The following is a 22,637-nucleotide window of genomic DNA, read 5'->3' on the forward strand; positions in this document are numbered from 1 at the left end:
CGTTAGCGACGTCGGACGGCAACACCGGCCTCGCCTGGTGACCGAACCAGTTGCTGGAATGAGGCTGGTCCGTCGTGACCAAGAGGACCGGTCCGGGGTGGTCTGCATGCTCGACGGCGTAAGTGCAAGGCGACCAGCACAGGGCCTGGCTGTAGGTCGGCCTTCGGCGGAGCCGCCAGCGATAGGCCACACCGTTGACGACGATGCGACGTGCTCCTTTACGGCCCAACGCCACGGAGAGTCTCCTCAGTTCCAGAAGTCCAGGTTGCTGGATGGTGTGGACGTCACCAAGCGGCCCGCAGGCGCAAACTGAGCCGGTCGTCAGTGAGCGTCGCGTCGAAATCGATGCCGCTGTCGATGATCGTGAGGACGTCGAGGTACGCGTCGGCCGGGATGATAGCGACGGTGTCTTGGTTTACGTCGGCGGTCAGGGCCGATGGCTGAGGGCCGGCGGCGAACCTCAGCTGGACGGGCAGGCCGTCGGCGACTGTCACCCCGGTGGTGGTGACATGCAAGGAGGTATGTCTGGCGTCGAGCAGGCTACCAATCATGCTGGGGCGGCGGGTGCGGACGTATTCCAGCAGGTCGTTGATCTCATAGGAGGTGGCGGAAAATTCGCGGCGCCATCCGTCAATGTGGAGGTCGGTCAGCCAGGCGCGCAGTTCCTCGGCGCCGATGTTCCGGTCGTTGGCCGACTGGCCGATCTGGTGGGCGAGGCGCCGGGAGGTGACGCCAGCGTTTAGCAGGGCCAGGGCCTGAGTGGTGTCGACGCCGTGGCGCAGGTGCCAGCCGACGGTGGCGGGCAGCCTGATCTCGGCCCGGGCTTGTTCCAGACGAGTGTTGATGAGGTTGGTCAGCGCGCCGATGGTCCAGGCGAGATAGTGCTCGAAGGTGACGCTGATGTTGCTGACGGTCTGTTCCAAAGCCCATTCGCGAGGCAGACCCGGCAGCCAGGCGTCGGCGAGGTCGGGGATGGTAGTGCCACCGGTCCATCCGGTGATCGCCGCGGCGATGTCTACGTGGCGGCGAGCGCTGGTGCCGGTCCGCTTCTCGGTGAAAGTCCACGCTTCCTTGGCTTCCGGGAAAGTCAGCAGAACGCCGTACACGCTGTACTGGGCGAAAAAGTCCAGGGTGCGCTGGAGTGGCCATTCGTCGGGGAAAACTCCAGCCAGGACCTCCGCCCAGATGCCCTCGTAGGCCGGCGCGGTGGCGGCGGGGTCTCGCAGGAGGGCCTGGGTGAGGGCTTCGGCGATCGAGTCCAGGGTGCGGGCGGTGCCGATGCTGGTGCCCGGGGTGGTCCAGCGCCGCCGGGCGGCCGGTTCGGTGGCCTCGTACTGTTCGGCGACCTTTGCGGCCAGGTGCAGCCAGCGGTCTTTGAGTTCGGGCGGTAGCTGCCGCATGGCCAGCAGCCGATCGACGGCGGCCATCGGCTCGATGGTCGTGAGGGTGGGAACGCGGGAGAGCGCGTCTAAGGTGAACCACACGTAGGAGGCGAAGTTGGCAGCGTGATTCTCGGCGAGCTTGAAGATGGCATCGGCGGTGTCAGCAATCAGCTGTTCGGCGGCGGCGAGGTCTGTCAGGGCGTCGTCGGTGCCGAGCGCGGACAGCACCTGCAGGCGCTCCGCGCCAGGTTCGAGCAGGGCAAAGTCGGGGGAGCGCGGGTCGCGGTGGCGGGTGAGCAGGATCCAGCCTTCGCTTTCGCGTCCGGCCCGTCCGGCACGGCCAACGGCGTTGAGCAGTTGCGCTGGTCCCATTTGCGGCTGGCCGGACCATGTGCGTGGCAGACCGTCGTCGACCTCACTGTTGATGATGACGGAGCGCACCGGCAGGTTGACGCCGTCGGTGAGCGTGCTGGTACAGCACAGTGCTTTGAGTTGGTCACCGCGCAGGGCGTCCTCGACGGCGTGCAGGACTTCGGCGGGCAGTTGGGCGTGGTGGTAGGCGACTCCGTGTCGGGCGCAGTCCACGATCGGGTGGTCGGCGCCGAGAGTGTCAGCGAGGAAGCCGGCCAGTGGGGCCGCAGGCGGGAATTCGGGCAGGAGGGCGGCGATGGCCTGGGCGGTGTTGCGCGTGGCGAGGCGGGAGGAACAGACCACCAGGACACTGCCGGCGCGGGATAGGTGTGCGGCTCCAAATGCAAACAGGGCGTAGTTCGTCACTGATGAGGTCTGCTTGCCGGTGGTGTCGCCGGGGAACTTCTCACGGTAGATCCGCTGGCCTAGCGGCTGGTCACGCTGAGTGGCCATGTGAAAGGTCTTGCCGGTCGAGGTCGGACGGACGCTGATGCGCAGGCCCATCGGCAGGACCGCCTCGGTGTTGCGCGTGCGGTTTGCGCGTGGCGGGAGCTTGGTACGGGTGAGCTGGTCAGTAAATTTTATCGGGCTCAGCAGGCCGTGCAACCGACGGGGCCCGCGCCACTGCGAGGTGAACACAACGTCCTCGGCGGGCTGGCTGGGATCGAGCCAGGCTGCGAGCTCAGCGTGGTTGCCGACCGCAGCAGACAGCAGGACCAGTCGTGGTGGGCTCGGATGGGCCTGGCAGAACGCCAACAGTCCTTCGAGGAGGAAGCCGCGCTCGGTGTGCTGCATATGGTGAGCTTCGTCGACCACGATCAGGCCCACCCCCTCCAGTGCCGCATTCGCGTCCTGCCGCAGGGCGTGCATCAGCCGCTCGGGGGTGAGGACCTCCACGTCTGCGTCACCGGCTGTGGCCTGGGCGCCGGGCGCGGGAAAGTCGGGCTGGTCGTCGCCGAGTTTGCGGCCCAGCACCCGTAGCCGGGAGCGAAGGGCCTGGCGCATTTCCCGGCCCAGGCTGCGCAGCGGTGAGACATACAGCACGCGACCGGCGCCAGCGGCCAGATGGGCGCAGATGACTAGCTGCGCCATGAGCGTCTTGCCAGCACTGGTCGGCACGCTGATCAGCAGCCGGGAGGTGGCCGGGTCCAGCGGGCGGGACTGCCGCAGCAGTTCCCGCTGCGGCGGCCACAGCGTCATCACTGGGGGGTCGGAGAGGGCGAATGCCTGGGCGAGTGCTGGCGGGGTATCGGGAGGCAGCAGGCGCTGGAGACTGCCGTCGGCCAGGTCGTCAAGGAGTTCCAGGAGATGGGCGGCGACCCAGCGGGCGGAGCGGTCCGCCAGGCCAGCGCTGCCGGTGACCACGTCCCGCAGATGGGTCCGGGCGGTCTCCAACGCTGCGGGGTCGGCACGGGTGAGAAACAGTGTCAGGTTGTGAACTGCCTCAATGACGGCCTGCGCCGGGCCGTACATGCTCTCTCGTAGATCGGTGACGCCGGCCAGTCGCTGCAGGTCTCCCAACTGCCGTCGCCACACGCGCACCACCCGGGTCAGCCTGCGCCGCTGCAAGCCCAAAAATGCCACCCCGGCCTCAACCGCGAGGGTGTCCAGGTGAGAGGCCAGGGACTCCTCGGTGACCAGGAGCGGGTCGACCTGTCGGAAGACTGCGGCAGCGTTTGGGTCCTGCTCGCATCGCCGATAGCCGACCTGGGCGCCGAACGCCAGTGACAGCCGGCGGGCTCGAACCTCATCGGGATCCTGCGGCGGGCCCGTGGTTTCCGCAGCCGCAGTCTCCGCTAGGTCGTCGTCTTCGCCGGTCCTGTCGTCCTCGTTCCGGTTGGTGGTGTCGAGACGGTTGCGGCGGTCGTCCAGAGCCAGTTCAAGGATGTGGGCACTGACGGCGAAGGCGTGTCGGCGCCGGACCGGGTCGTACAGCTCGGTGCCCTCAAGCGCCGCAGCGATGCCGTGCAGGTACCAGGCCGTCCCTAGTAGTTGGTCTGGGACGCCAGCCTCGGCCCTGATCGCACCGACCTCAACCTCGGTGATCAATGTGGCGAGTTCGTCTGGGGACGGCAGCAGGCCAGCCTCGTGGACGCCGAGGGCAATCGCAAGGATTTCGGGGTTTACAGTGCGGTCCACACCAGTTCCTGAACGTGCCGAGCGAAATCGGGGAAGTCATCGATGGCCACGATCATGCCTTCGAGTTGACCATCATGCCGTAGGTGCGGAATGCGTTCGTGAGACGTTGTGAAGGCGCGCTGTTTAGGAGCCGCGGACGTGTTGGTGGCCACGCTCACCCCGGCACCGCTGCTGGGATGCCCCTCCAGCCACAGATCGGCCAGCTCGCTGACGAATGTACCGACGTCGCCAGAGACTTCCCGGTCGGCCCAGGCGATCTGGGAGATCACGTAGTTGATGCCGTGTTCCGATAGCTGATCCCAGGCACCGCGGACCGTGTCGGTGACCGAATCATCCTTCCCGGTGTATTTCTTCATCTCCCATAGTCGGAAGAGAAGTTCCGGTCCGGTGCCTGAACGTGAGCGGTAGATCACCAGACCGTCTCCGCCGGAGTCGTTGACGTTGTCCTTGGGCGGGGTCAGGTACTCCCGTACCCGTGCGGGCGTATCCGGGCTCTCCAGCGCCAGCAAGTACCAGAGCCATTCACCTACATGGCCCGGCACTCCGTGATGCGGCTTGGCCGCCGGATCGTTCTGCGGCTTGAATACCGGTTCCGCAAACGCCGTCACCAGCTGCCGCCGCTGCCCAGTCAACGGAGTACCGCCCAGCGTGGCCGCCCTCCAGGAGTCGAATGCGTGTGTCACCTTGCCACACCGCTGCCGCATCAACGCTTCCGCGATGATCCATGCCACCGCCCCGCGCTCGAAGTCCGAGTGCCCACCCATTGACACCAGCTCCCACGGACATCGTTGGCCGGCTCCCCGGCTGGCCCGAGTCACGAACGCCGACACCTGCCCTCCCCGGGATGCCGCGAACTGCTCCGCTGCCGCTGCTGGAACCCGGCCTCGAGAAGCGGGAACGGCTATCGACATGCGTACGCTCCGCTTCTACCCGTCACCGGCGAGTTCCCCCAGCGTCGAAGAATATCTGGCCGCCCAAGCGTAGTGGCGGAACCTTCCTCTTCGCCCGGAATCTCCGTACTCACGTTCTTGCCACCCCTGCTTCCCAACGAGGTAGAGGCGGGATTGCCGCTGCTGAGGACTGCGATGGTCGTGGGGTGTCAGTGTCCTGGGCGAGGCCGGTGGCGTAGTCGGCGAGGAGGCCGCGTAGGGCTTTGTAGTAGAGGCCTTCCGAGTGGACGAGGTGGTAGTAGAGGGAGCCTGCTCTGGTGCGCCAGGTCTCGCGGAACGCGGGGTCCGTGGGGGCGTCGGGGACGAGAGGCGCGAGGGCGCGTTCGCTTTGGGTAGCTGCGGTCCAGATGAAGGTGGATGCGCACTGCCGTTTGTGTGGGTCGAGTTTCGGGCGGTATTTGCCGTTGCCGATCTTTGGGAGCTGGCTGCGGATCTCATCCCACTCGGTCTGGCCCAGCGCCCAGTCCTTGAGTCGGGTGCGGCGATGCTGATAGTCGACCGGGTAGGGGAGAGCGTCCAGGAAGCGGGCGATGGCCTCAACGGCATCGTCGAAGGCGAAGGGGTCCTTGGCGAGGTGAGGGCCGCCCCCGCGATGGGTACCCAGGGTGTAACGGAGCCAGGTGTTAGGGATGCCGAGGTAGTCGGCTGCCTGGGCCATGGCCATGCCGGTGGGGAGCTGGACGAGCCGGACGGCAGCGGTGCGGCGAAGGACGAGGTGGCGTTCGGCATGGTGCTCGAACGGTCCGTCGAGCAGGGGCCTGTACCAATTCTCGGGAAGACACTGCGGAACGTGTTCGGGGCGGTAGCCCCCGGACCGTGACGGGGCGGTGGGGCCGTCGGCGAAGGTGCGGGCGGCGGGGCGGATGACGGCGGCGGGTTCGAGTCCTTGCCTGAGGTGGGACGAGCCTCCGGCTTCCAGCCGCCGCCAGGTCCGGCCCCATGTGTGATCAGTGGGTTGCGGACTACGCGTCAGGAGAGACCGCAGAGCGTGGCGTAGGTCGGGGGCATCCAAGCCGAGCAGGACGCGTCCGATGTGGAGGACAGCGGCCGTCGCGGCGGCATCGGTCGGTGGCCGGTCCCAGGTGTACTTCGATCTGAGCAGAGTCTTCCGCATGTGTTCGACGTGGTCATCGACGGCGTCCGCCGCGCTTGTGTCCCGAGCGAACTCGGCCGCACGAGGCCAGGTCGCGCTGATGACGGCTGTCAGGACTCGCAGGTCGGCAAACGTGCGCGAGGCGTCGATGGAGTCGTGGCGGAGATCGAGGAGGCTGTCGAGGTAGATCTGCAGAGCCAGGTCGTCCGCTGCAGGGCGGGCGATGGTGCGGGCGGGGGCGCTGCCGTCGAGTCGGGCCCCGCAGAGTGTGTGCTGCCGGCCGCGACCTTGAACGGTGCCGTGACGGTTGTCGATGTTCCGGCACTGAGCGGGGTGCAGCCCGGCGCAGGTGAGGGCGGGCAGGATCCGGCTGGGGCCGCCGTTGCGGAAGACATGGACCGGTAACCGGCAGTGCGGGCAGTCAGCATGCAGGAACGCCTGGTGCGTCAGGCAGCTGAATACGACGGGGAGCCGCCACCGGATGCGCCAGGGGCCGCCGTGCCGTTGCTGGATGGGCGAGCCGTCGCCCGCCAGGCACTGGGGGCAGTAACGGGTGAACTTTGAGTAGACCCAGTTGTCGAAGGTGAGCATGCCGTCCTGCGAGCGTGGGAGGAGGGATTCGGCGACAGGCGGATACTGGGAGGCCAGCGGGCTCAGCGTGAACCCTGCCGTCTCTTCTGCGGTTACTTGGGCGGTAGCCGCGAGTGAGGCTTGCCCTGCGGCGGGGAGGGCGAGCAGTAGCCGTGCAGTGGTGCCAGCCCACTCTTTGTGTTTCCCGTCGGCCCCGGTCAAGTGCAGGATGCGGGCCGGTGACCGGTCGGTGCGGTGTCCCAGCCGCAGGACGTAGCCCGCGAGCCCTTCGCCGGGCAGGGGGACGAGACTGCGAGGCAGCGTAGTTCGGGCGGTCATGGTGTCAGGCTCCGGGCTGGGCAAGTTCGGGGCCGTGGTCGTCGAAAACGGTGTTGCGACCTTTCCTGGGGCGGGCGGGGGCTGCGCTGGCCGGGGCCGTGTCCGGCACGGGTGAACCGGGGATGGCGGGAATCTCGCCGGCGGCCGGGTCACGGCCGGGGTCGTCCAGACTGATGATGATCTCGTCGAGCAGGTCCTCGTCGAGTAGTTCCCGTCCTGAGTCCATGGCCTCCTGAGCGCCGTCCTCGATGAGCCGCTCCAGCAGGCCGACGACACCGTCGGTGCGGCGCATGAGGTACTCGGGCATGGTGCCCGAGGTCAGCATTCCGGGGCGTGCCTTGAGGAGCCGCAGGTTGTCTTCCAGTCCAGTGAGGTGGTCATGGAAGGCGGTGATCTGTCCGGGGGTGGTGTAACGGAAGCGGTCGAGCTCGACCAGGTCGAAGCGCCGCTCGGTCTGCGTTGCTTCCAGACCGTGGACGCGGGCGTGCCGGGATGGCGGCAGTACCCACTGACGGGCTTCGCCGTCCCATTTCCCCTCCCGCAGCAGCCCGGAGTGAGGGATGTCGACTCCGATCAGGATGAGGGTGACGTTCATGCTCATGAAGGCCCGGATCAGATCAAGGCTGTCCTGGTCATCGGCCCGGTGCATGCGGAGTCTGGTGATGTCGTCCAGAACCAGGGCCTTGACGCCGTGGTCGTGCAGTGAGGCAGTGACCTGGCGCATGAGTTCGGGCAACGTCATCTTCTTGGTGTCCGCGCCGAAGAAGTCCAAGATGGCCTGACAGGTGCTCTTCGGTTTCGCGGTGACCGGGGTCTGGACGTAGGCGACCGGAGCATGCAGGTCCCGGGTGCCCTCAACTGCATGGGGGTTGAGGTGGTCGTGGAGAGCACGCCAGTCCTGCTCGAAGGTGGCGAGGACTTCACAGACGGTCTCGGTCTTGCCCTGATAGCCCCAGCCCGACACCATCACTCCGGCCCGGGTGGACGGCTTCTGCTTGAGCGCGTTGTTGCGAACCCGCCGGTTGACCAGCCTGGAGACTTTCATCGACATCGGCGTCTCCTGCAGCGTCAGATTCACGTGCGTTGCGGTGCGGTACAGGTCATAAAGCGACCGCTCGCGCAGGCTCAGAGACTTCCACTGGTGAAACATCAACTGGGCTGCCGGGACGAACTGGAGGCGGGTTTCGCACCAGTTCCGCCACTCGGCATGGGTATCGCGGCGAGGTGACTTCCGGGTCAGAGCCGCAGCAAGGACATTCGGCGGCGGAAGCTCGATCATGACGGCTCTCCCGGTGGCTCCGGATTTTCGGTGCCCTCGTCGTCGGGCAGCAGCAGAAACAGCGGGCGGCGTAGGGACGCTCCCAGCCGGGGCGGCACGACGGGAGCACGGTCGGCGACAGTCTGTTCACGGCGGCGGCGCCGGTCGGCGTCGACACTCTGCTGAACACTCCAGGCCTGTCCCGGCCAGGCGACCACCTCCGCCTCTGCCGGCCGAGCCAGCACATTGGGATGTGTCCGGTCAGCCTCTGCGGCCTGTGTCTGGACGGCCTGCCGTGACCGGCGCTTGCGCTCCGTCTTGGTCATCTGGGTCGGCCAGCTCTCGACCGGGATGGCAGATCCGAGCAACTCCAGCAGAACCGGCAAGAGTTCGGCATCCGAACGCGGACCGAGGCCCCGGCGGCGTACCTCTGCGAGCAGTGCGTCCGCCGTGACGTCGGTGAACGCCGGAATCTCACCTTCTTGCGGAAGCCCGTTCCAGCGCAGGATGTGCCAGCGGTCGGGTTCGAGGTCGTCCTGGAAGAACACCGTGCGCCGATCGCGCCGGTCCGAACGCACCACCCACTTGCCCTTGTGGCGCCCACCCCGGGTGGACGGGCCCTGGAACCGGGCCTCGTGCAGTACACGGTCGAAGTACCACAGTCCGCCGATCTTCACCCCGCGACGAGGATGGATCTTGACATAGTGGGCCTGGAGAAGCTGGTAGTAGAGTTCCGGCTTCGGTATCTGCAGGGCGAAACCGCCCTGGTACATGGATGCGGCGAACAGCGAGTTCGGGCTGTGGTCTTCACCCGGTCCCCAGGCTGGCGCGTACTCGCCCAGGACCCTGTTCTGCCACACCTTGACTACCCAGGTAGCGATCAGGTGTTCGAGCCGAGACAAGGTGAGTACCGCGTCGGCCTCCGGATCGGCCCCGCGGTCGGCGACATCCGAACCCGTGAACCCGAGCAGATGTTCCAGAAGTAGACCGTTGAGGGCGGAGAACGCCCGCTCGACGGCGTATTTGTCTGTGGGGCGCAAGGTGCGGGCGGGAAGGATGTTGCAGCCCAGCGTCCTCTCTGCCTCGACCAGGTGGTGGTTCCTGTAGGGGCCGCCATGGTCCGTGGTGACCGTTTCTGGCGCGAAGAACGGCAGGGCCGCGACATGGTGCCCGGCAAACTCGGCGACCACGGCCGCCGGGACGCCCGGATAGGGCCACTCCATTTCCTCGCCCCAGCCCTCGCGCATCGGCAGCGGCATCATCACGTCCCGCAACAACATCGCGATGTCCACCGAGGTATCGGAGACCAGCGTGAGACGGAACGCGACGATCGAATGCGTGTAGAGGTCAAGAGCGATAGTGAGCATCACCGAGACCGGGTCGCCGAACACTGACTCACGAACCTTGACCGGCAACGGTGTGGTGTCCAGCGCCACAACCTGCCCCGGCCGGTGCACCACCAACCGCTGCGAGACCCCCGCAGCCTCGGCCGCCGCCGCGGACCGTGCGTAGCGCTGCCGGGCGCCGCCCGCCCCGAACCACTCATGCCAGACCGTGGCCAGAGTGTCGACGCCGGGCACCTTCTCCGGCGGGAAATACGGAAATACCTCCCGGACGTACTGGTGGAGCAGTCGGTGCTTGGCCCGCATGCTGATCCGCGCGCGGTCGACACACTCCCGCCTCACCGCGAAGACCGCTTCCCGGATCTCCTCGGTGACGCTGGGATGGCCGCCGCTTCGGCGGGTCCAGCGGCCGTCCGCGCAGGCCAGGACAAGGTTCTCGCCGCTCTCGGCCGCCAGGCGCTCAAGCGTCCGCAGGCTCATGTGCTGCAGCCCCAGCATCGCGGCTTCCTCCCTACCGAGTGCCGCCAGTTCGGCGACCTTGGCCCGCCTGCGCTGGGAGACCGTGGTGGTCGCCGGGTCGTAGGCCGACCGGGGCTCGCCCGGCAGAGCCCGCGACGGATGCCCCTCGCGAAAACCGGTCTCCGCCTCCAGGGAATGCGCCGCCCGCATCCTGGCCCGCTTCAGCTGGTCGGGAGTCAAGTCATCGCCGGAAAGCCGCTGATGAACAGCACCGTGCCGCGCAGGAAGGGCGGATGCTCGCACCGGCACGCAGTCCGGGTGATGCATCAACCACCGGACCGAACGGCACTGGCTCTCCACTCCAGGTCCCGTCAGGACAACCTGCCCCAGATGCGGGCGGATCTCTTCGACTCGCCAGCCCAGGCCGCTGATCCGCAGTTCAATACCGACGGCAAGGTCCATCAGCGCCGTCACAGCCCCTCCCGTCGGCCACCCCGCCAGATCAGGGATCCGTCCCCCAATGGACGGCCCAGATCGACCCCGAGGCGGCGGTGCCACAACAGGTGCAGCACATGAGCACGTGCCACGACCGGCAGGGTCGTCGACTCCACCAACCGCCCGAACGCCATGACCAACGAGGACTCCGCAATCGCTTTCAGCTGCCCCTGAAGGCCGAGACCGTCCTCCATCTGTCGCCGCTGAGCCGACAATTGATCCAGCACGGAACAGACATGAGGCCGCCAGCCCGACACCACCGTGTAACGCCAACCGCAGGCCGACGCCACCTCCTCGGTAGCGGCGAACTTCAGCGCGTCGGCCTCTTTGACCAACCGCTGCGGCCGGACGTCGAACAACCACCTGGCCCCGTCCGGCATGACAGCGAGGAAGTCCGGGATGTGATCAGCGCGGCTATCGGTGTGCTCGAAGGAGAGACGAAACGGCTGAGGCAGCACTTCGGCCACCCGAACGAAGTCGAGCGCCAGCAGCAGCCGGGCCTCCTCCAGCGATTCGAACCCGTGGTGACGGCCGGTAGACACCAGATACTGCAATCCCGGTCGGTGCCGCTGACGGGCCCGCCAGGTGAAACCGCGTACCGGCTCCGAGGCCAGCACCGGAACCGTCGCCAGATCCCGCAGCGGCCAGACTGCCTCGCCTCCGCCGAAGCACCAGGCCGCCGACCACCGCCGTAACCAGTCCCCTCCCAGCGACAACCTCGCCCGTACGGCATCACCGACGTCGTACGGCACAACCAGCTCCTCCAGCCCGCACACATCGGACTGGATCCGTGCCTCCGCCTGCGCTTCCACTCAACCAGGACAGCACCGCGCTATACGCAGCGTGGACGTATCTCCGTACGCGACCGCAACCCGCAGAGATCGGACCGAGACGGGGTCACGGCTCGCCAACTAACGATCGGAACCGCGAACTATCGTTCGTGGTCGCACGTCCGGCAGGGCGTGCGCAGCCGTGGGCATTGCATAAAGCTGCGGAGAAACGTATAGTCATGCCATCGCTGAGGAGGGCTTTCGATGGCTGTACGCGTGGCAGTGGCAGGGGCGAGCGGGTACGCGGGCGGGGAGATGCTGCGGCTGCTGCTCGGGCATCCCGGGGTCGAGATCGGGGTCCTCACCGGGAATTCCAGTGCCGGGCAGCGGCTCGGAGGGGTTCAGCCGCATCTCGTACCGCTGGCCGGGCGGGTGCTGGAGGCGACCACCGGTGAGGTGCTCGCCGGGCACGATGTCGTCTTTCTCGCGCTGCCGCACGGGCAGTCCGCCGCGGTCGCGGCGCAGCTCGGCGAGGATGTCCTGGTCATCGACCTGGGCGCCGACTTCCGGCTGAAGGACGCCGCCGACTGGGAGCGGTTCTACGGTTCGGCTCATGCCGGGACCTGGCCCTACGGGCTCCCCGAACTGCCGGGCGCCCGCGCCGCGCTGGAGGGGTCCAAGCGCGTCGCGGTGCCCGGCTGCTATCCCACCGCCGTCTCGCTCGCGCTCTTCCCCGCGTACACGGCGGGCCTGGCCGAGCCCGAGGCGGTGATCACCGCCGCCTCCGGCACCTCCGGCGCGGGCAGGACCGCCAAGCCGCATCTGCTGGGCTCCGAGGTCATGAGCTCCATGAGCCCGTACGGCGTCGGCGGCGGCCACCGGCACACCCCCGAGATGATCCAGAACCTCAGCGCGGCCGCCGGCGAGCCGGTCACCGTCTCCTTCACCCCGACCCTCGCCCCGATGCCCCGCGGCATCCTCGCCACCTGCTCCGCCAAGGCCCGGCCCGGCGTGACGTACCAGGACATACGGGACGCCTACGAGAAGGCCTTCGCGGACGAGCCCTTCGTACATCTGCTCCCCGAAGGGCAGTGGCCCGCGACGGCGTCCGTCTACGGTTCCAACGCCGTACAGATCCAGGTCGCCCACGACGGGTCCGCGGGCCGCATCATCGCGATCAGCGCCGTCGACAACCTCACCAAGGGCACCGCCGGCGGCGCGCTGCAGAGCATGAACATCGCCCTCGGACTCCCCGAGGACACCGGACTTTCCACGATCGGAGTGGCACCTTGAGCGTCACCGCAGCGAAGGGGTTCACGGCGGCGGGCATCGCGGCCGGAATCAAGGAGAACGGCAACCCGGACCTGGCCCTCGTGGTCAACAGGGGGCCGCGCCGAGCCGCCGCGGGCGTCTTCACCTCCAACCGTGTCAAGGCCGCCCCCGTCCTCTGGTCCGAGCAGGTCCTCAAGGGCGGCCAGGTCAGCGCGGTCGTCCTCAACTCCGGCGGCGCCAACGCCTGTACGGGCCCGAAGGGCTTCCAGGACACCCACGCCACCGCCGAGAAGGTTGCCGAGGTCCTCAACAGCGGTATCGGCGGCGACGAGCAGCCCGGCGGGGACGAGCACAGCGCCGGTGAGATCGCCGTCGCCTCCACCGGTCTCATCGGGCTGCTCCTGCCGATGGACAAGCTCCTGCCCGGTATCGAGAAAGCCGCCGCCGAGCTGTCCGAGCACGGCGGCGAGAAGGCCGCCATCGCCATCAAGACCACCGACACCGTCCACAAGACCGCCGTCGCGGGCGGTGCCAGCTGGACCGTGGGCGGTATGGCCAAGGGCGCGGGCATGCTCGCCCCCGGCCTCGCCACCATGCTCGTCGTCCTCACCACCGACGCCGATGTCGAGGGGCCCGAGCTGGACTCGGCGCTGCGCGCGGCCACCCGTACCACCTTCGACCGGGTCGACTCCGACGGCTGCATGTCCACCAATGACACCGTGCTGCTGCTCGCCTCCGGCGCGTCCGCTGTGACGCCCGGGTACGAGGAGTTCGCCGAGGCCGTCCGTACGGTCTGCGCCGATCTGGCGCGTCAGCTCATCGGGGACGCCGAGGGCGCCTCCAAGGACATCCGGATCGAAGTGATCAACGCCGCGAGCGAGGACGACGCCGTCGAGGCGGGTCGCTCCATCGCCCGTAACAACCTCCTCAAGTGCGCCGTCCACGGCGAGGACCCGAACTGGGGTCGGGTCCTCTCCGCCATCGGCACCACCGGCGCCGTCTTCGACCCCGACCGGCTCAATGTCGCCATCAACGACGTCTGGGTCTGCCGCAACGGCGCCGTCGGCGAGGACCGCGAGCTGGTCGACATGCGCTACCGCGAGGTACGGATCACCGCCGACCTCGCCGCGGGCACGGACTCCGCGGTCATCTGGACCAATGACCTCACCGCCGAGTACGTCCACGAGAACAGCGCGTACAGCTCATGACCGCCCGCAAGCACACCGCGCTGCCCAAGGCGCAGATCCTCATCGAGGCGCTGCCCTGGCTGACCCGGCACAACGGCAGGACCGTCGTCATCAAGTTCGGCGGCAACGCCATGGTCGACGAGGACCTCAAGGCCGCCTTCGCCCAGGACGTCGTCTTTCTGCGGCAGGCCGGCCTCAAGCCCGTCGTGGTGCACGGCGGCGGCCCGCAGATCAACGCGCAGCTCGACCGGCACGGCCTGGTCAGCGAGTTCAAGGCGGGCCTGCGCGTCACCACCCCGGAGGCGATGGACGTCGTACGGATGGTGCTGGCCGGACAGGTCCAGCGCGAGCTGGTCGGGCTGCTCAACCAGCACGGTCCGCTCGCCGTCGGTATGACCGGCGAGGACGCCCGTACGATCTCCGCCACCCGGCACCGGCCGCTCATCGACGGCGAGCTGGTCGACATCGGGCGGGTCGGCGAGATCACCGCGATCGACACGGGCGCCATCGAGGCGCTGCTCGGCGACGGCCGGATCCCGGTGATCTCCTCCATCGCGCGCAGCGCCGACGACGGGCATGTCTACAACGTCAACGCCGACACCGCCGCCGCCGCGCTCGCCGCCGCGCTGGGCGCCGAGACGCTGATGGTCCTCACCGATGTCGAGGGGCTGTACGAGGACTGGCCGAACAGCGACGACGTGATCAGCCGGCTCACCGCGACCGAGCTGGAGAAGCTGCTGCCCGAGCTGTCCAGCGGCATGGTGCCCAAGATGGAGGGGTGCCTGTACGCCGTACGCAACGGGGTCAGGACGGCGCGGGTGCTGGACGGGCGGGTCCCGCACGCGATCCTGCTGGAGATCTTCACCGACTCGGGCATCGGCACGATGGTCGTACCCGACGCACCCGTCGGGCCCGACGGACTCAACGCATCTGAAGGGGAAGCGAAATGACCGGCAACGAGGAGCTGTCGCAGCGCTGGCAGGGCGTCATGGCGGACAACTACGGTACGCCCAAGCTGTCCCTCGTACGTGGTGACGGCGCCCGCGTCTGGGACGCCGAGGGCACCGAGTACACCGACTTCGTCGGCGGCATCGCGGTCAACGCCCTCGGCCACGCGCACCCCGCGATCGTCGGGGCGGTCTCCCGGCAGATCGCCTCACTCGGCCATGTCTCCAACCTCTATGTCGCCGAGCCGCCCGTCGCCCTCGCCGAACGGCTGATCCAGCTCTTCGGCCGCCCGGGACGGGTGTTCTTCTGCAACTCCGGCGCCGAGGCGAACGAAGCCGCCTTCAAGATCGGCCGTCTGACGGGCCGTCAGCACATGGTCGCCACCGACGGCGGCTTCCACGGCCGCACCATGGGCGCGCTCGCCCTCACCGGCCAGCCCCCCAAGCGGCAGCCGTTCCTGCCGCTGCCCGGCGAGGTCACGCATGTGCCGTACGGGGACACCGAGGCGCTGCGGGCCGCGGTCACCGAGGAGACGGCGCTGGTGATCATCGAGCCGATCCAGGGCGAGAACGGTGTGGTCGTACCGCCCCGGGGCTATCTGGAGGCGGCCCGCGAGATCACCCGCGCCACCGGCACCCTGCTCGTCCTGGACGAGGTGCAGACGGGCATCGGCCGGACGGGCCACTGGTTCGAGCACCAGGCGCACCAGGGCGTCGAGCCCGATGTGGTCACTCTCGCCAAGGGCCTCGGCGGCGGACTGCCGCTCGGCGCGACGGTCGCCTTCGGACCGGCCGCCGACCTCCTCAAGCCGGGCCAGCACGGTACGACCTTCGGCGGCAACCCGGTCGCCTGCGCCGCCGGACTCGCCGTACTGGACACGATCGCCGCCGACGGACTGCTCGACCAGGTGAAGCGGCTGGGCGAGAAGCTGCGCGACGGCATCGAGGCGCTCGGCCACCCGCTGGTCTCCCATGTCCGCGGCTCAGGACTCCTCCTGGGTATCGTGCTCACCGAACCGCTCGCGCCCCAGGCGCAACAGGCGGCTCAGGGTGCCGGACTCCTGGTGAACGTGCCCGCCCCCGACGTCGTACGGCTGATGCCCCCGCTGATCATCGGCGACGCCGAGGCCGACACGCTGCTCCGGGCGCTCCCCGGCATCCTCGACAGCGCGTACGGCGCGTACGGGGAAGGACGAACCGGGGAATGAGACGACGATGACCGAGGACCAGGGGACCGAGCACGGCGGGCAGGCCGTGCCGCAGACCAGAACCGCCCGCCACCGCAGGATCGTCGACATCCTGAACCGGCAACCGGTGCGCTCCCAGAGCCAGTTGGCGAAACTGCTCGGGGACGACGGACTGAGCGTCACCCAGGCGACGCTCTCCCGGGACCTGGACGAACTGGGCGCGGTGAAGATCCGCAACACCGGCGGTGAACTGATCTACGCGGTCCCCAGCGAGGGCGGCTTCCGCACCCCGCACGCCCCGCTCGGCGAGTCGGCGAAGGAGGAACGGATGCGCCGCCTCGCCGGTGAACTCCTCATCTCCGCCGAGGCCTCGGCCAATCTGGTCGTCCTGCGCACCCCGCCGGGCGCGGCCCAGTTCCTGGCCTCGGCCATCGACCAGGCGGAGCTGAGCGACATCCTCGGCACCATCGCGGGCGACGACACCTTGATGCTGATCAGCCGGGACCCGGCGGGCGGCCAGGCCCTCGCGGACCATCTGCTGAAACTGGCTCAGAAGAACCGCTGAACCCGGCTGCCCGCACGGTGAGCCGGGTCCGGTTCCGAGTCCGGTTCCGTGAGTCGAGCCGGACTTCAGGCGGTCACCTCTGCCGTATGGCGGTGGAAACCGGTCGTCATCCACCGCTCCCCGGTGGCGGTGACCGCGAATGCCTCGGTGCCGGGCAAGGCCTCCAGCCAGGTGCGGGCCCGGGCGGCGCCCATGGCGTACGCGGCTGTCGCCCGGACATCGGCCCAGGTCAGACCCTCGGGGGTGACCACGGTGAGCGAGGCGAGAGCGTCGGCCGGCGGTTCGCCCGTACGGGGGTCCAGGATGTGGCAGCCGCGTTCGGCCGGCCCCGAGGTGGCCACCGCCAAGGGGCCGTCGGCCTCGACCACCGTGGCCAGTTCGCCGGGGCGGAGCGGATCCGCGATCCCCACCCGCCAGGGCCCGCCCAGCAGTTGGACATCCCCGCCGCCGTTCAGGCAGACGGCACCGGCGCCGGACGCGGCGAGGATCCGTACCGCCTGCTCCACCGCCCAGCCCTTCACCAGGCCCGTCGGATCGAGACCGCCCGCGTACCGTACGGTGAACCAGCCCCCGCTCTCCCGCTCCGCCTCCGCGCACAGCTCCAGCACCTCGCGGACCTTGGGCGCGCAGTCGGCCAGGGCCAGTTCGCCCCGGCCCAGCCGCGCGATCTCGCTGCCGGGGCGGAAGGTCGAGAAGACCTCGTCGACCCGGTGCAGCCAGGACACGGCCGCCCGCAGAGCGGCCCGGGCCGCGGGCTCGTTCCGTACCCCCCGGATGTCGAACGAGAAGACCGTCCCCATCGACTCCTCGACATGGTGCAGCCGCCCGTCCATGTCCGGCATCAGACCCCGGCCTTGTCGAGGGCGCTCTGGAGGGAGTTCCGGTAGCCCTCGCTGGTGTAGCTGGCGCCGGACACGGTGTCGATCCCCGCGTTCTGCGCGGTGACGGCGGCCTCGTTCAACCGCGGGACCGCGTTCGCGGTGACCGACTGGCTCTGGGCGTCGCTGTCCGGGGCCTTGACCGCGTCGGCCGCGGTGATCCGGCCGCCGCTGAGGGTGATCTGCACCTGTACCGGGCCGTACTGGGTGTCCACGGCATCGCCGACCACGGTCCGCGCCTCCGCAGCCCCACCCCCGGCCGCACCCTCCGCCGCGTCGGAACCAGAACCGGCGTCGGAACCAGAACCGGCGTCCGGAGCAGAACCAGCGTCAGAACCAGGACCGGCGTCAGGACCAGAACCAGCGGCCGGGGCGGATGCGGCGGGAAGCACTCCCGTACCGCCCCGGGCCGTCGCCCCCGCCACCGACGAGCCGCCCGGCTGCTTCAGCGCGAGCAGCAGCGCCACCCCTGTCGCGGTCGCCGCGACCCCGACCATGATCCGCCGGAACGGATGCCTTCTCTTCATCGCCTGCCTCACATTTCGAACGACTCGTGATGGATACGACGGGTCGGCACGCCCGCCTCGCGCAGTGCTTCGTACGACTGGCGCGCCAGCCCGTCGGGCCCGCACAGAAAGACATCGTGCTCGTCGATGTCCGGCAGCAGCTCCCGCAGCCGCTGCGGGGTGATCTCCGGCCGTACCCCGTCAGGACCGTTGACCGCGTACAGCAGCTGCGCCCCCCGCGCCGACGCGATCGCCCGCAGCTCCTTCCAGAGCGCCAGATCCTCGGTCTTGCTCGCCCGGTAGAGCAGGGTCAGATCGCCGGGACCGCCGGGCAGCGTCTCGAACAGCGCCCGCATCGGGGTGATTCCGGCGCCGCCCGCGATCATCAGCACCTTCTCCCTGCTGCGCCGCGCCGCCGTCATCGCACCGTACGGGCCCTCGGCCCAGACCCGGGTGCCCGGCTCAAGACCGGCCAGGGCCTCGCTGTGCTCGCCGTTCGCCTTCACGGTGATCCGCAGCAGATCCGGCCGCGGCGGCGCCGACAGGGAGTACGGATTGGAGCTCCAGCGCAGCCCGTCGGCCAGGAACCGCCAGCGGAAGAACTGGCCGGGCTGGGCACCGATCCGGTGCAGCCGCTGTCCGGTGATCAGTACGGAGACCACCCCGGGCGCCTCGGGCACCACCCGCTCGACCCGCATCCGGTGGCGCCGGTTGAGCCGGACCGGAGCCAGCACCCGGTACCAGACGAGCAGGGCGCCGGCCGTGCCGTACAGCGCGTACCACGCCGTACGGGCCGTCGCGTTGCCCACGAACTCGGCGCCGGTGGCGAGTTGATGCCAGAAGCTCAGATAGACCGCGGCGTACGTCAGCAGATGGAGGTAGTACCAGGTCTCGTACCGCATCCGGCGTCGCACCGCGCCCGCCGAGACAAAGCCGATCATCAGGAGCAGTACGGTCCCGGCGGTCGCCTCCATCATCCGGGGGAAGGTGGTCACCGTCGTGACGGTCTGCGCCACGAATCCGGAGTTCGCCTGGGCCGCGTACCCCGCGACGGTCAGCGGGACATGGGCGATCACCAGGCCGACCCCGTACCGTCCGCTCGTCGCGTGCCAGCGCGTCACCCGGTCGGATCCCACCCGCCGCTCCAGCGCGGGGACCCGGGCCATCAGCAGCACGACGACCGCGATCGTGTAACCGCCCAGCAGCCCGGTGAGCCGGCCCGCGCCGAGCAGCCACTCGGTCAGGTCGACATGGACGACCGGGGTGTTCTGCCACCACAGCGCCGCCACGGCCGCCGTGCCCGCCCACCACAGCACCAGCAGCGGCAGCGCGCCCGACCGGCGCGGGCGTATCGCGCGCATGGTCTGCCGTCTGGCGGCCCGCCCGTTGTGCAACATCGTCACAGGGGTGCTCCTCAACTTCCTCCGTGACCGCCGATACGGATATGAGCGGCGGCGGGTTCAACGAAGTGGCATGAGGAAACGATGAGTTCGGCCCGGACCCTCTTCCGACAGGCGCCTGAAAGCTCAGCGGTTCAGTGGTTCGAGGGCGCAGTGGCCCGAGGGCTCAGCGGCTCAGCGGCTCAGCCGGTCACGGCGGTGATGGCCGTCCGTCCCGACGGCGTGCCGATCGCGATGTGCGGTGCCCGGCGCGGATCCGCCCAGGCCAGGATGCGGCTCATCGCCCGGCGCGGCACGGACACACATCCCTCGGTCGCGCCCTTCCCGTTGACATGGAGGAAGATCCCGGCGCCCCGGCCACGCACCGGCCGGTCGTAGTTGTAGCCGATGACCATGCCGTGGCCGTACTGCGTGCGGTAGTCGGCCAGCCGCTCGGAGTGCCCTGCCCGGCAGTCCCCGGGCAGGCCCTCGACCCAGCGGTTGTACGAGCGCGAGGCCGTGTCCTGGCACCACCAGGAGGCATGCGTGATCCTGCGGTAGCCGGTCCTCGTCCCCGCGGGTGCAGGGGCGGTCCCGAACGCGTACGGCAGGTCGTACACCCCGGTCGGAGTCGTCGAGGTGCCCTGTGTGCGCCTGCCGCCGTCGACCAGTCCGCCCGATCCGAAGCGCGCGGCGGCGGACCCGGCCTTCACCCACCGCCCGCCGCGCCGGTCCCACCAGGTCACCCGGCCCTTGGTCGCTCCGGTACGCGGGGCCTGAGCGGTGATGAGCTGGCTGCCGCCGCCGGTGTCCGCCACCCGTTCGGGAAGCGGGACACCGGCGGCGGAGGCCGGGGCGGCGGGTGCGGCGGTGACGGCGGCGAGCAGGGCGGCGGCGATCAGCAGAACGGGGCGCATGCTCCGGACCGTATGCCGGGCGGCCGGGCACGGCCTCCCGGGCTTACTCCGTCCGGCCGCCTCCCACCCGTCGTGTCCCGTGCGCCGTCCGTCCCGTACGCAGCCGGTTCGGTTCGTGCGCGCCGTACTCAGTCCGTACGCGCGGGCAGCGGCAGTGGCAGTGCCGGCAGCCCGTCCAGGCTCACCCCGACATGATCCTTCTTCGCGCAGTACGCGGCGAACTCCTCGTCCGTCTTGCGGCCGAAGTGCTCGGCGTGCTGTGTCCGCTCCTCCCGGTAGTCCATGAACGGCACCGCGAACCCGCAGGCGTCCCCGATGCGCAGCGCGTGGATCACGATGATCGCTCGGGCTGAGGGCCCGTCGGTGTCCTTGAAGTACGGGATGTACTCGGCCCAGCGCGGATCGTCACGGAAAACCGGCTCCCCGCGGCCGTGCACCCGCAGCACCTTGGGCGGTCCGGCGAACGCGCACCACATCAGCGTGATGCGCCCGTTCTCCCGGAGATGGGCGATGGTCTCGGCGCCGCTGCCGCCGAAGTCGAGATAGGCCAGCGTCATCTCGTCGATCACAACGAGGGTCCCGGCCCGCCCCTTGGGCGAGAGATTGACATGGCCGTCGTCCGCCAGGGGCGCGGTGGCGGTGAAGAAGACGGGCTGTTCCTCGATGAAGGTGCGTATCCGGCCGTCGATCCGTTCGTAGAGCTTTCCCATACCCCGGATTATCCGCGCCCCGCCCGGCCCCGTCGAAGGTTTCCGAGTCGTGGGACGGCCGCGCCGGACCGACGATGGAGCGATGGCGAGGACAACGAAGAAGGCAACGGAAAGACAGCAGCACGAGGTACGGGTCCGCCGGGTCTACGAGGCACCGGAGCCGGCGGACGGCACCCGCGTCCTGGTCGACCGGCTCTGGCCGCGCGGGCTGGCGAAGGAGGCCGCCGCGGTCGACGAGTGGCTCAAGGACGCCGCGCCGTCGGCGGAGCTGCGCGCGTGGTACGGGCACGATCCCGCCCGGTTCGAGGAGTTCGCCGGCCGGTACGGACAGGAGCTGGCGGCTCCGGACCACACGGAGGCGCTGGCCCGGCTGCGCGAACTGGCCGCCGGGAACACCGTCACCCTGCTCACGGCCACCAAGGACCTGCGCTACTCGCACGCACCGCTGCTGGCGGCCGAAGTGGGAGCGCACCACTGAGGGCGTCGGGGCCCAGGGGACCGCGTTGACAAAACCATACGGTGCATCGCATAGTTATACCCATCAGTGAATGCACCGTAAGGAGATACCCGTGACCGAGCGCGTCGTACTCGCCTACTCGGGCGGCCTGGACACCTCCGTCGCCATCGGATGGATCGCCGAGGAGACGGGCGCCGAGGTCATCGCCGTCGCCGTGGATGTCGGCCAGGGCGGCGAGGACCTGGACGTGATCCGCAAGCGCGCGCTCGCCTGCGGTGCCGTCGAGGCCGAGGTCGCGGACGCCAAGGACGAGTTCGCCGAGGAGTACTGCCTCCCGGCGGTCAAGGCCAACGCCCTCTACATGGACCGCTACCCGCTGGTCTCGGCCCTCTCCCGGCCGACGATCGTCAAGCACCTCGTCGCCGCGGCCAAGAAGCACGGCGCCGGCACCGTCGCCCACGGCTGCACCGGCAAGGGCAACGACCAGGTGCGGTTCGAGGCCGGTATCTCCGCGCTCGGCCCCGATCTGAAGTGCATCGCCCCGGTCCGCGACTACGCGATGACCCGGGACAAGGCGATCGCCTTCTGCGAGGACAAGAACCTCCCGATCGCGACCACCAAGAAGTCGCCGTACTCCATCGACCAGAACGTCTTCGGGCGGGCCGTCGAGACGGGCTTCCTGGAGGACATCTGGAACGCGCCGATCGAGGACATCTACGAATACACCCAGAACCCGGCCGTCGCCCGCGAGGCCGACGAGGTCACCATCTCCTTCGCCCAGGGCGTCCCGGTCGCCATCGACGGCAAGCCCGTCACCGTCCTCCAGGCGATCCAGCAGCTCAACGAGCGGGCCGGCGCCCAGGGCATCGGCCGGATCGACATCGTCGAGGACCGGCTCGTGGGCATCAAGTCCCGCGAGGTGTACGAGGCTCCCGGCGCGATCGCGCTGATCACCGCCCACCAGGAGCTGGAGAACGTCACCGTCGAGCGCGAGCTGGCCCGCTACAAGCGGCAGGTCGAGCAGCGCTGGGGCGAGCTGGTCTACGACGGTCTGTGGTTCTCGCCGCTCAAGCGCGCCCTCGACGGCTTTATCAACGAGGCGAACGAGCACGTCACGGGCGACATCCGGATGACCCTGCACGGCGGCCGGGCCGTCGTCACCGGACGCCGTTCGCAGGAGTCGCTCTACGACTTCAACCTCGCCACCTACGACTCGGGCGACACCTTCGACCAGTCCAAGGCGCAGGGCTTCATCGAGATCTTCGGTCTCTCCTCGAAGATCGCCTCCAAGCGCGACCTCGCCTGAGCCGGAGCCTCCGCGCCGTACGGCGCGGCGCAAGCGCGTCACAGGCACGCAGCAGGCGCACAGCAGCCGGTCCGCCTCCCCGTTCCTCCGAAGCGGGGAGGCGGCCGTACTTTCCGA

General features: G+C 69.2%; 18 protein-coding genes. 7 read left to right on the forward strand and 11 right to left on the reverse strand.

What is annotated here, in order from left to right:
- Positions 1-284 precede the first annotated feature (284 nt).
- From ACFU9P_RS21430 to ACFU9P_RS21455, 6 genes are all read right to left on the reverse strand, one after another.
- Complete coding sequence (locus tag ACFU9P_RS21430; protein ID WP_384083169.1) at positions 285-3,932, reverse strand: DEAD/DEAH box helicase; 3,648 nt, start codon at positions 3,930-3,932, stop codon at positions 285-287.
- Positions 3,917-4,663, reverse strand: a complete 747-nt coding sequence (locus ACFU9P_RS21435; protein WP_384083172.1) for a hypothetical protein — start codon at positions 4,661-4,663, stop codon at positions 3,917-3,919. Before ACFU9P_RS21435 ends, ACFU9P_RS21430 begins: the two co-directional genes overlap by 16 nt.
- A gap of 289 nt (positions 4,664-4,952) precedes the next feature.
- Positions 4,953-6,884 carry a TniQ family protein gene (locus ACFU9P_RS21440; protein WP_384083175.1) on the reverse strand — a complete coding sequence of 644 codons (1,932 nt, stop codon included), beginning with the start codon at positions 6,882-6,884 and terminating at the stop codon, positions 4,953-4,955.
- Positions 6,885-6,888: 4 nt separating this feature from the next.
- Positions 6,889-8,163 (reverse strand): AAA family ATPase, encoded by a 1,275-nt coding sequence (locus tag ACFU9P_RS21445; protein WP_384083178.1) that lies wholly within the window; start codon positions 8,161-8,163, stop codon positions 6,889-6,891.
- On the reverse strand, positions 8,160-10,418 hold the full coding sequence (locus tag ACFU9P_RS21450) for a transposase (protein ID WP_384083181.1): 2,259 nt from the start codon (positions 10,416-10,418) through the stop codon (positions 8,160-8,162). The genes ACFU9P_RS21445 and ACFU9P_RS21450 overlap by 4 nt, the downstream gene beginning before the upstream one ends.
- Positions 10,415-11,251 (reverse strand): TnsA-like heteromeric transposase endonuclease subunit, encoded by an 837-nt coding sequence (locus ACFU9P_RS21455; RefSeq protein ID WP_384083184.1) that lies wholly within the window; start codon positions 11,249-11,251, stop codon positions 10,415-10,417. Before ACFU9P_RS21455 ends, ACFU9P_RS21450 begins: the two co-directional genes overlap by 4 nt.
- A 222-nt stretch (positions 11,252-11,473) precedes the next feature.
- On the opposite strand from ACFU9P_RS21455, the gene argC reads away from it, so the two are divergent.
- Genes argC through ACFU9P_RS21480 form a run of 5 tightly spaced genes read left to right on the forward strand, consistent with a single transcriptional unit; the run spans position 11,474 to position 16,367 of the window.
- Complete coding sequence (argC, locus tag ACFU9P_RS21460) at positions 11,474-12,502, forward strand: N-acetyl-gamma-glutamyl-phosphate reductase (RefSeq protein ID WP_384083187.1); 1,029 nt, start codon at positions 11,474-11,476, stop codon at positions 12,500-12,502.
- On the forward strand, positions 12,499-13,689 hold the full coding sequence (gene argJ, locus ACFU9P_RS21465) for a bifunctional glutamate N-acetyltransferase/amino-acid acetyltransferase ArgJ (RefSeq protein ID WP_384083189.1): 1,191 nt from the start codon (positions 12,499-12,501) through the stop codon (positions 13,687-13,689). Before argC ends, argJ begins: the two co-directional genes overlap by 4 nt.
- Positions 13,686-14,618, forward strand: coding sequence for an acetylglutamate kinase (gene argB, locus ACFU9P_RS21470; RefSeq protein WP_376373209.1), 933 nt, complete (start codon positions 13,686-13,688; stop codon positions 14,616-14,618). Before argJ ends, argB begins: the two co-directional genes overlap by 4 nt.
- Positions 14,615-15,823, forward strand: a complete 1,209-nt coding sequence (locus ACFU9P_RS21475) for an acetylornithine transaminase (RefSeq protein WP_384083192.1) — start codon at positions 14,615-14,617, stop codon at positions 15,821-15,823. Before argB ends, ACFU9P_RS21475 begins: the two co-directional genes overlap by 4 nt.
- A 7-nt stretch (positions 15,824-15,830) precedes the next feature.
- The gene (locus ACFU9P_RS21480) at positions 15,831-16,367 is read left to right on the forward strand and encodes an arginine repressor (protein ID WP_376373214.1); all 537 of its coding nucleotides are present in this window, start codon (positions 15,831-15,833) and stop codon (positions 16,365-16,367) included.
- 65 nt (positions 16,368-16,432) lie between these two features.
- Here the strand turns inward: ACFU9P_RS21480 and ACFU9P_RS21485 are convergent, their stop codons facing one another.
- The 5 genes from ACFU9P_RS21485 to ACFU9P_RS21505 form a co-directional block, all read right to left on the reverse strand.
- Positions 16,433-17,200 (reverse strand): FAD:protein FMN transferase, encoded by a 768-nt coding sequence (locus ACFU9P_RS21485; RefSeq protein WP_384083499.1) that lies wholly within the window; start codon positions 17,198-17,200, stop codon positions 16,433-16,435.
- Positions 17,201-17,208: 8 nt separating this feature from the next.
- On the reverse strand, positions 17,209-17,772 hold the full coding sequence (locus ACFU9P_RS21490; RefSeq protein ID WP_384083196.1) for an FMN-binding protein: 564 nt from the start codon (positions 17,770-17,772) through the stop codon (positions 17,209-17,211).
- A gap of 8 nt (positions 17,773-17,780) precedes the next feature.
- The gene (locus ACFU9P_RS21495; protein ID WP_384083501.1) at positions 17,781-19,148 is read right to left on the reverse strand and encodes a ferric reductase-like transmembrane domain-containing protein; all 1,368 of its coding nucleotides are present in this window, start codon (positions 19,146-19,148) and stop codon (positions 17,781-17,783) included.
- A 185-nt stretch (positions 19,149-19,333) separates the two neighbouring features.
- Positions 19,334-20,047 carry a L,D-transpeptidase gene (locus ACFU9P_RS21500; protein WP_384083199.1) on the reverse strand — a complete coding sequence of 238 codons (714 nt, stop codon included), beginning with the start codon at positions 20,045-20,047 and terminating at the stop codon, positions 19,334-19,336.
- A gap of 128 nt (positions 20,048-20,175) precedes the next feature.
- Positions 20,176-20,757 (reverse strand): pyridoxamine 5'-phosphate oxidase family protein, encoded by a 582-nt coding sequence (locus ACFU9P_RS21505; protein WP_376373223.1) that lies wholly within the window; start codon positions 20,755-20,757, stop codon positions 20,176-20,178.
- 82 nt (positions 20,758-20,839) lie between these two features.
- On the opposite strand from ACFU9P_RS21505, the gene ACFU9P_RS21510 reads away from it, so the two are divergent.
- A complete protein-coding gene (locus tag ACFU9P_RS21510; RefSeq protein WP_384083202.1) occupies positions 20,840-21,235 on the forward strand; it encodes a DUF488 domain-containing protein in 396 nt (131 codons plus the stop codon).
- Between the two features lie 91 nt (positions 21,236-21,326).
- On the forward strand, positions 21,327-22,520 hold the full coding sequence (locus tag ACFU9P_RS21515) for an argininosuccinate synthase (RefSeq protein ID WP_384083205.1): 1,194 nt from the start codon (positions 21,327-21,329) through the stop codon (positions 22,518-22,520).
- The last annotated feature ends 117 nt before the right edge of the window (positions 22,521-22,637 follow it).

The organism is Streptomyces sp. NPDC057617 (genome assembly GCF_042800555.1).
Lineage (GTDB): Bacteria > Actinomycetota > Actinomycetes > Streptomycetales > Streptomycetaceae > Streptomyces.